The organism is Cellulomonas sp. P4_B5_2, from assembly GCF_056402235.1.
In genome coordinates, this window is the sequence record NZ_JBFUHU010000004.1 from 24,020 (window position 1) to 31,171 (window position 7,152).

At 72.8% G+C, this 7,152-nt stretch carries 7 protein-coding genes; all 7 read left to right on the forward strand.

Translation table 11 applies throughout. The features are described 5' to 3' along the window. Positions 1-89: 89 nt before the first annotated feature. A complete protein-coding gene (locus AC1DUQ_RS00655) occupies positions 90-3,167 on the forward strand; it encodes a Na+/H+ antiporter subunit A (protein WP_477062572.1) in 3,078 nt (1,025 codons plus the stop codon). Positions 3,168-3,172: 5 nt separating this feature from the next. Then, complete coding sequence (locus AC1DUQ_RS00660) at positions 3,173-3,652, forward strand: Na(+)/H(+) antiporter subunit C (protein ID WP_477062571.1); 480 nt, start codon at positions 3,173-3,175, stop codon at positions 3,650-3,652. Beyond that, complete coding sequence (locus tag AC1DUQ_RS00665; protein ID WP_477062570.1) at positions 3,649-5,193, forward strand: Na+/H+ antiporter subunit D; 1,545 nt, start codon at positions 3,649-3,651, stop codon at positions 5,191-5,193. Before AC1DUQ_RS00660 ends, AC1DUQ_RS00665 begins: the two co-directional genes overlap by 4 nt. Continuing rightward, positions 5,190-5,741, forward strand: a complete 552-nt coding sequence (locus tag AC1DUQ_RS00670) for a Na+/H+ antiporter subunit E (protein ID WP_477062569.1) — start codon at positions 5,190-5,192, stop codon at positions 5,739-5,741. The genes AC1DUQ_RS00665 and AC1DUQ_RS00670 overlap by 4 nt, the downstream gene beginning before the upstream one ends. Continuing rightward, complete coding sequence (locus AC1DUQ_RS00675; RefSeq protein WP_477062568.1) at positions 5,738-6,148, forward strand: MrpF/PhaF family protein; 411 nt, start codon at positions 5,738-5,740, stop codon at positions 6,146-6,148. Before AC1DUQ_RS00670 ends, AC1DUQ_RS00675 begins: the two co-directional genes overlap by 4 nt. Next, entirely contained in the window at positions 6,145-6,546 is a 402-nt protein-coding gene (mnhG, locus tag AC1DUQ_RS00680) for a monovalent cation/H(+) antiporter subunit G (protein WP_477062567.1), read from the forward strand. Before AC1DUQ_RS00675 ends, mnhG begins: the two co-directional genes overlap by 4 nt. Positions 6,547-6,562: 16 nt before the next feature. Continuing rightward, positions 6,563-7,152 (forward strand): phytoene desaturase family protein (locus tag AC1DUQ_RS00685; protein ID WP_477073264.1); only part of this gene is annotated, 590 nt, incomplete at its 3' end.

The following is a 7,152-nucleotide window of genomic DNA, read 5'->3' on the forward strand; positions in this document are numbered from 1 at the left end:
CATGGCTTCCGACGCGTGCCCGTACCTGCGCCTCACACCAAGAACTCGACGACCGACCGACCACCCGCCCCTACAGGACGGAGCCGGACGTGCTGCTGCTGCTCGCCGTTCACCTGGCCGCAGCCGTCGTCGCGCCCGCTCTGCTGCACTGGATGGGCCGCAAGGCGTTCTGGGTCCTTGCCCTCGCACCCGCGTCCGCGGCGGTCTGGGCGCTGACGTGGACGTCGCGGGTGCAGGCCGGCAACGGACCGGTCGAGCAGGTCGAGTGGATCCCCACGCTCGGGCTCGAGCTCACGTTCCGGCTGGACACGCTGTCGTGGCTGATGACCCTGGTGGTCGGCGGTGTCGGTGCCCTCGTGCTCGTCTACTGCGCGGCGTACTTCAAGTCCAGCGCCTCCGGGCTGGGCAGGTTCGGCGGCGTCTTCGTCGCGTTCTCGGGCTCGATGCTCGGCCTGGTCACGTCCGACGACATGCTGCTGATGTTCGTGTTCTGGGAGCTGACGACGGTGACGTCGTACGTGCTCATCGGGCACTACGCCGACCGCAAGGCGAGCCGCCGGGCAGCCATGCAGGCCATCGTCATCACCACCGCGGGCGGGCTGGCCATGCTCGTCGGTGTCGTCCTGCTGGGCGAGGCGGCCGGCACCTACCGGCTGTCCGAGGTGATCGCCGACCCGCCGCAGGGCACCACCGCGGTGACCGTCGCGATCGTCTGCCTGCTGGCCGGTGCGGTCACCAAGTCCGCGCTGGTCCCGTTCCACTTCTGGCTGCCCGCCGCCATGGCCGCCCCGACGCCCGTGAGCGCGTACCTGCACGCCGCGGCGATGGTGAAGGCCGGTGTGTACCTGGTCGCCCGGTTCGCGCCGGCGTACTCCACGACCCCGGTGTGGCAGTGGATCATCGTGGTCCTCGGCTGCAGCACGCTCCTGCTCGGCGGCTACCGCGCGCTGCGCCAGCACGACCTCAAGCTCATCCTCGCGTTCGGCACGGTCAGCCAGCTGGGCCTCATCGTGCTCCTGGTGGGGCTGGGCACGCGGGCGACCGCCCTCGCGGGGCTGGCGATGCTCGGCGCGCACGCGATGTTCAAGGCGGCGCTGTTCCTGGTGGTCGGCGTGGTCGACGCCGCCACCGGTACGCGTGACCTGCGGCGGCTCTCGGGGGTCGGCCGCGAGCTCAAGCTGACCGCGCTCGCGGGCGCCCTGGCCACAGCCTCGATGATCGGGCTGCCCCCGTTCGCGGGCTACGTGGCCAAGGAGGCCGGGCTCGAGGCGGTCGGGCACCTCGACGCACCGGTCGGGACGATCGTGCTGGTCGCGGTGGCCGTCGGGTCGGTCCTCACGGTCGCGTACGGGCTGCGGCTGTGGTGGGGCGCGTTCTCCACCAAGCCGGCCGTGGTCCCGGAGGCGGTCAGCGAGTCCACGGAGCCCGGGACGTCGATCCACGAGGCCGCGCACGACGAGGCGGAGCCGGCCCGCATCACGCACCCGTCGCTGCTGCTGGTGTGGCCAGCGATGATCCTCGCGGTCCTCGGCCTGGCCGTCGCGCTGCTGCCGCAGCTGGGCGAGCACCTGCTGGAGCCGTACGCGGCCACCTACCCCGAGGGCGAGCCCGGGCACCTGGTGCTCTGGGCCGGGCTCACGCCGACGTTCGTCCTCACGCTCGGGATCCTGCTGGCCGGAGCGCTGCTGTTCCTGGTGCGCGACCGCGTCGAGCGCTGGCAGACAGCGGCGTACCACGGACCCGAGGCCGACCGCGTGTACCGGCGGTTCATGCGGCGGCTCGACGACGTGGCGGCCGACGTCACCGCAGTCACCCAGCGCGGTTCGTTGCCCCTGTACCTCGGTCTGATCCTCGTCGTGTTCGTCGTGGCGGTCGGTGGCACGGCGCTGGGCAGCACGGTGTTCCCGTCGCAGTTCACGGTCTGGGACAACCCCGCGCAGGTGGTGTTCGCGGCCGGCACCATCGTGTCCGCGCTGCTGGTCACGCGCGCACGGCGGCGGCTCAAGGCGGTCATCCTGCTGGGCATCGGCGGGTACTCGGTGGCCGGCCTGTACCTGCTGCACGGTGCCCCGGACCTGGCCCTCACGCAGGTGCTCGTGGAGACGGTCACGCTCGTGGTCTTCGTCCTGGTCCTGCGCAGGCTCCCCCCGTACTTCTCCGACCGGCCGCTCGCCGCCAGCCGGTGGGTGCGGCTGGCCCTGGGCGTCGCGGTCGGGCTGACGGTGGCGGGGATCGCGCTCGTCGCGCCCGGTGCGCGGATCCACCTCCCGGTCTCCAAGGACTTCGCGGAGGAGGCCGTCACCTTCGGCGGCGGCAAGAACATCGTCAACGTCACGCTGGTCGATATCCGCGCGTGGGACACCATGGGCGAGATCTCGGTCCTGCTGGTGGCCGCCACGGGTGTCGCGTCGCTCGTCTTCCTCTCCCGCCGCGGCGGGGCGATCTACCGGGCCGACGAGGCTCGCACCGACCGCTCCGTCTGGGGCGGGAGCGCTGACCCCATGGCGGCGCTGCGCCGGCCCGGGGGCGACTCGGCCGCGGTCGACGCCGGGGGGATGGTGGCCGACCGCGACGAGTCCGCGGTGCCGTCGAGCGCGTCCCGCGGCCGCGAGTGGCTGCAGGCCGGCCGGACGCTGGCGCCGCAGCGACGCTCCGTGGTGTTCGAGGTCGTCGTCCGGCTGCTCTTCCACACGATGATCGTCTACTCGGTGTACCTGCTGTTCAGCGGCCACAACGCACCCGGTGGCGGGTTCGCGGCGGGGCTGGTGACCGGCATCGCGCTCATCGTCCGGTACCTCGCCGGCGGCCGGTACGAGCTGGGCGAGGCCGCGCCGGTGCAGCCCGGTCTGCTGCTCGGCCTCGGGCTGTTCCTGTCGGCCGGCGTCGGGCTGCTCGCCCTGCTGGCCGGGGGCGAGGTGCTGCAGTCCTGGATCATCGACATCCACCTGCCGGTGATCGGCGACCTCCACCTGGTCACCTCGCTGTTCTTCGACGTCGGCGTGTACCTGGTGGTCGTCGGCCTGGTGCTCGACATCCTGCGCAGCCTCGGGGCGGAGATCGACCGCCGCGCGGAGACGGGCGAGGACCCCGTGCCGGGCGACCCGGACCTGCCCGAGCGAGTGGCCGCGGGCGCCAAGCCCGCCGGCTGGGACGGAGGCGTGCCGTGATCGACATGAGCCCGAACATCGTGCTGGTCGTCACCATCGGCGTGCTGTTCGCCGCGGGGGTCTACCTGATGCTGGAGCGGAGCCTGTCGCGGGTGCTCATCGGCGTCATCCTCATCGGCAACGGCGCCAACCTGCTGTTCCTGGTGGCGGGCGGCGCCGCCGGTCGGCCGCCGATCGTGGGTGCGACGCCCGAGGGGCAGATGAGCGACCCCCTGCCGCAGGCCATGGTGCTCACCGCCATCGTGATCACGCTCGGCATGACCGCGTTCCTGCTGGCCATGGCGTACCGCTCCTGGCAGCTGCACCGGCACGACGAGGTGCAGGACGACGTCGAGGACCGCCGCATCGCCCGGCTCGCCGCCACGGACGAGCGGGCCGTCACCGACGCGGACACCGAGGTCGCCGCGGAGACGCTGGACGAGGAGGCCGCCGAGGCCCGCGACGAGACCGACGAGGGCGCGCCGGCGCGAGAGGTGCACGCATGAGCGACCTCTCGTGGATCGTCCCGCTGCCGGTCGTCATCCCGCTGTCCGCGGCGGGGCTCGCGCTCGCGCTCTACCGCCGCCCGAACGTCCAGCGGCTCGTGTCCGTGACCGCGCTGAGCCTCGTGCTGGTCGTCAGCGTGACGCTCCTCGTCCTCGCCGACGGCGCCCCCCTGGTGGTCGACGTCGGCGGCTGGGCCGCACCGGTGGGCATCGACCTGGTGGCGGACCGGCTGTCCGCGCTCATGCTCACCATCTCCAGCGCGGTCACGCTCTGCGTGCTCCTGTACTCGCTGGCGCAGGGTGGCGAGGACGACGAGGAGTCCGCGCCCGTCTCCATCTACCACCCGACGTACCTCGTCCTGACGGCGGGCGTGGCCAACGCGTTCCTGTCCGGCGACCTGTTCAACCTCTACGTCGGGTTCGAGATCCTGCTGGCCGCCAGCTACGTGCTCATCACGCTGGGCGGTACCGGCGAGCGCATCCGGGCGGGGACCATCTACATCGTCGTGGCGCTGCTCAGCTCCGTGCTGTTCCTGGTGGCGATCGCGATGATCTACGCCGCCACCGGCACCGTGAACCTGGCGCAGCTGGCGCTCCGGCTGCCCGAGATCGACCCCGGCGTCCGGCTGGTGCTCCAGGTGCTGCTCCTGCTCGCGTTCGCCATCAAGGCGGCGATCTTCCCGCTGTCCGCGTGGCTGCCCGACTCCTACCCGACCGCCCCCGCGCCGGTCACGGCGGTGTTCGCGGGCCTGCTGACCAAGGTCGGCGTCTACGCGATCATCCGCGCGCAGACCCTGCTGTTCCCCGACGGCCGGCTGGACGACGCCCTGCTGTGGGCGGCGTTGGCGACGATGGTGATCGGCATCCTCGGCGCGGTGGCGCAGGACGACATCAAGCGACTCCTGTCGTTCACGCTGGTCAGCCACATCGGCTTCATGGTGTTCGGCATCGCGCTGGCCACCGACCTGGGCTACACCGCCGCCATCTACTACGTCGCGCACCACATCACCGTCCAGACCGCGCTGTTCCTGGTGGTGGGCCTGGTGGAACGCGCGGGCGGCTCGACGTCCCTGACCAAGCTGGGTGGGCTGGCCAAGCTCACGCCCGTGCTGGCGATCCTGTTCTTCGTGCCCGCCATGAACCTGGCGGGCATCCCGCCGCTGTCCGGGTTCCTCGGCAAGGTCGGCCTGCTCGAAGCCGGTGTACAAGTGGGGACGCCGCTGGCGTACGTCCTGGTCGCCGGCAGCGTGGTGACGTCCCTGCTCACGCTCTACGCGCTGGTGAAGGCGTGGAACAAGGCGTTCTGGCAGACCCCGTCCGAGCCCCGCCCGCCGGTGCGCCTGCCGTTCGGGATGGTCGCGCCCACGGCCGCGCTGGTGGGTGTCGGGCTGCTGCTCACCGTCGCCGCCGGCCCGCTGTACGCCTACACCGAGCGCGCCGCGGTGGACCTCGCCGAGCAGAGCCCGTACGTCGACGCCGTGCTGCCCGACGGCGAGCGCGGCCAGGGCGTGTCCGACGACGTGGCGGAGGTGGGCCCGTGAGCCTGCACCCGCGTCGGCACCGCTGGCGCACCCAGTGGGCCACGATCGTCTGGCTGACCGTGGTCTGGGTCTTCCTGTGGGGCGACCTCACGATCGGCAACATCCTGGCCGGGCTGGTCATCGCGCTGGCGGTCACCACCGGGTTGCGGATGGCCCCGATCGACTTCCACGGCCGGTTCCGACCGCTCGGCGTCCTGCGGCTCGTCGTGCGCTTCGCGGCCGACCTGGTCCGCGCGTCGTTCGAGGTCAGCCTCATCGCGCTGCGGCCGCGGTACGTGCCGCGCGGCGCGGTGATCGGCGTGCAGCTGCGCAGCCACTCGGACCTGTACCTCACCCTCACCGCGGAGCTGGCGTCGCTGGTGCCGGGCTCGCTGGTGGTCGAGGCGCACCGCCTGACCGGGATGCTCTACCTGCACGTGCTCGACGTGCAGCAGAGCGGCGGCATCGAGGCGGCGCGGCAGTCGGTGCTGGACCAGGAGGAGCGGGTCATGCGGGCGTTCGCGTCCGACGAGGAGCTCGACGCGGCCGGCCTGGGGGTGCACTCATGACCGTCGTCGTCGTGGTCTGCGGGGTGCTCCTCACCCTCGGCGCGTTCCTGGCCGTGGTCCGGGCCGAGAAGGGTCCGTCGATGCTCGACCGGACCATCGCGCTGGACATCTTCGTCACCACGATGATCGCCGCGGTGGCGCTGTACGCGGCGGTCAACCGTCGCGCGGACGTGGTGCCGATCCTCGTGGTCCTGTCGCTGGTCGGGTTCGTGGGGTCGGTGACCATCGCGCGGTTCGCGTCCGTGGAGCCCGAGGGTGAGGGCCGCGTGCGCACCCGCGAGGAGATCGCGGCGCAGGAGGCCGAGCGCATCGACGGCGAGGACTTCGCCGAGGAGAGCCGCCGGTCCGGGCGTCGCGAGGAGACCGACGAGCACCACGGCGGCGGCGCGGAGGGGGAGGTCCGATGACCACCGACCAGTGGACGACGGTCGCCGACGTGGTCTCGGCGGTGTGCCTGCTCGGCGGCGCGTTCCTCGCGTTCGCGGCGGGCGTCGGGGTGCTGCGGTTCCCCGACCTGCTGGCCCGCATGCACGCCGGCACCAAGCCGCAGGTGCTCGGGCTGATCCTCGTGCTCATCGGCCTGGCGCTGCGGCTGCGGTCGGGCGGAGCCGTCTGGGCGCTGGTCCTGGTGGCGGTTTTCCAGATGCTCACCGCGCCCGTGGCGGCGCACATGGTGGGCCGGGCGGGGTACCGGACCGGCAAGGTGCGCAGCGACCTGCTGGTGGTCGACGAGCTCACCAGCGACCAGGAGCTGGCGCGCGCGCGGGACCATGGTCGCGCGCAGGACGAGGACCCCGGAGACTGAGGGTCAGGAGGCACGCATGATGCGACGGGACGTGGTGGTCGTCGGCTCGGGCCCCAACGGGCTCGCCGCGGCGGTCACCCTGGCGCGTGCGGGGCTGGGCGTGCTGGTCCTGGAGGCGGAGCCGACCGTCGGCGGGGGCGCGCGGACGCTGGACCTCGGGCTGGCCGACGGGATCACCCACGACGTCTGCTCGGCGGTGCACCCGATGGCGTGGGCGTCGCCGTTCTTCCAGGAGTTCGACCTGGCCGCGCGCGGTGTCGAGCTGCTGGTGCCCGAGGTGTCGTACGCCCAGCCGCTGCCGGGTGGCCGTGCGGGGATCGCGTTCCGGGACCTGGAGCGCACGGTCGAGGCGCTCGGGGTCGACGGCCCGACGTGGCGGTCGCTCGTCGGCGGCGCCGCGGACCCGGCGGTGCGCGTGGCGCTCGGGGACAAGCGGTCGGTCCCGATGGTCGACCCGCGGGCCGCGCTGCGCTTCGGGCTCGGCGTGCTCGAGCAGGGCACGCGGGCGTGGGACCGGCGGTTCGTCGACGACGTCGCCCCGGCGCTGCTCACGGGCGTCGCGGCCCACGCGATCTGCCCGCTGCCGTCGTTCGCGGCCGCCGGCAC

Coding starts and splice junctions, on each gene's coding strand:
- AC1DUQ_RS00660 (WP_477062571.1), top strand. CDS start 3,173: ATGAGCCCGAACATCGTGCTGGTCGTCACCATCGGCGTGCTGTTCGCC.
- AC1DUQ_RS00675 (WP_477062568.1), top strand. CDS start 5,738: ATGACCGTCGTCGTCGTGGTCTGCGGGGTGCTCCTCACCCTCGGCGCG.
- AC1DUQ_RS00665 (WP_477062570.1), top strand. CDS start 3,649: ATGAGCGACCTCTCGTGGATCGTCCCGCTGCCGGTCGTCATCCCGCTG.
- mnhG (WP_477062567.1), top strand. CDS start 6,145: ATGACCACCGACCAGTGGACGACGGTCGCCGACGTGGTCTCGGCGGTG.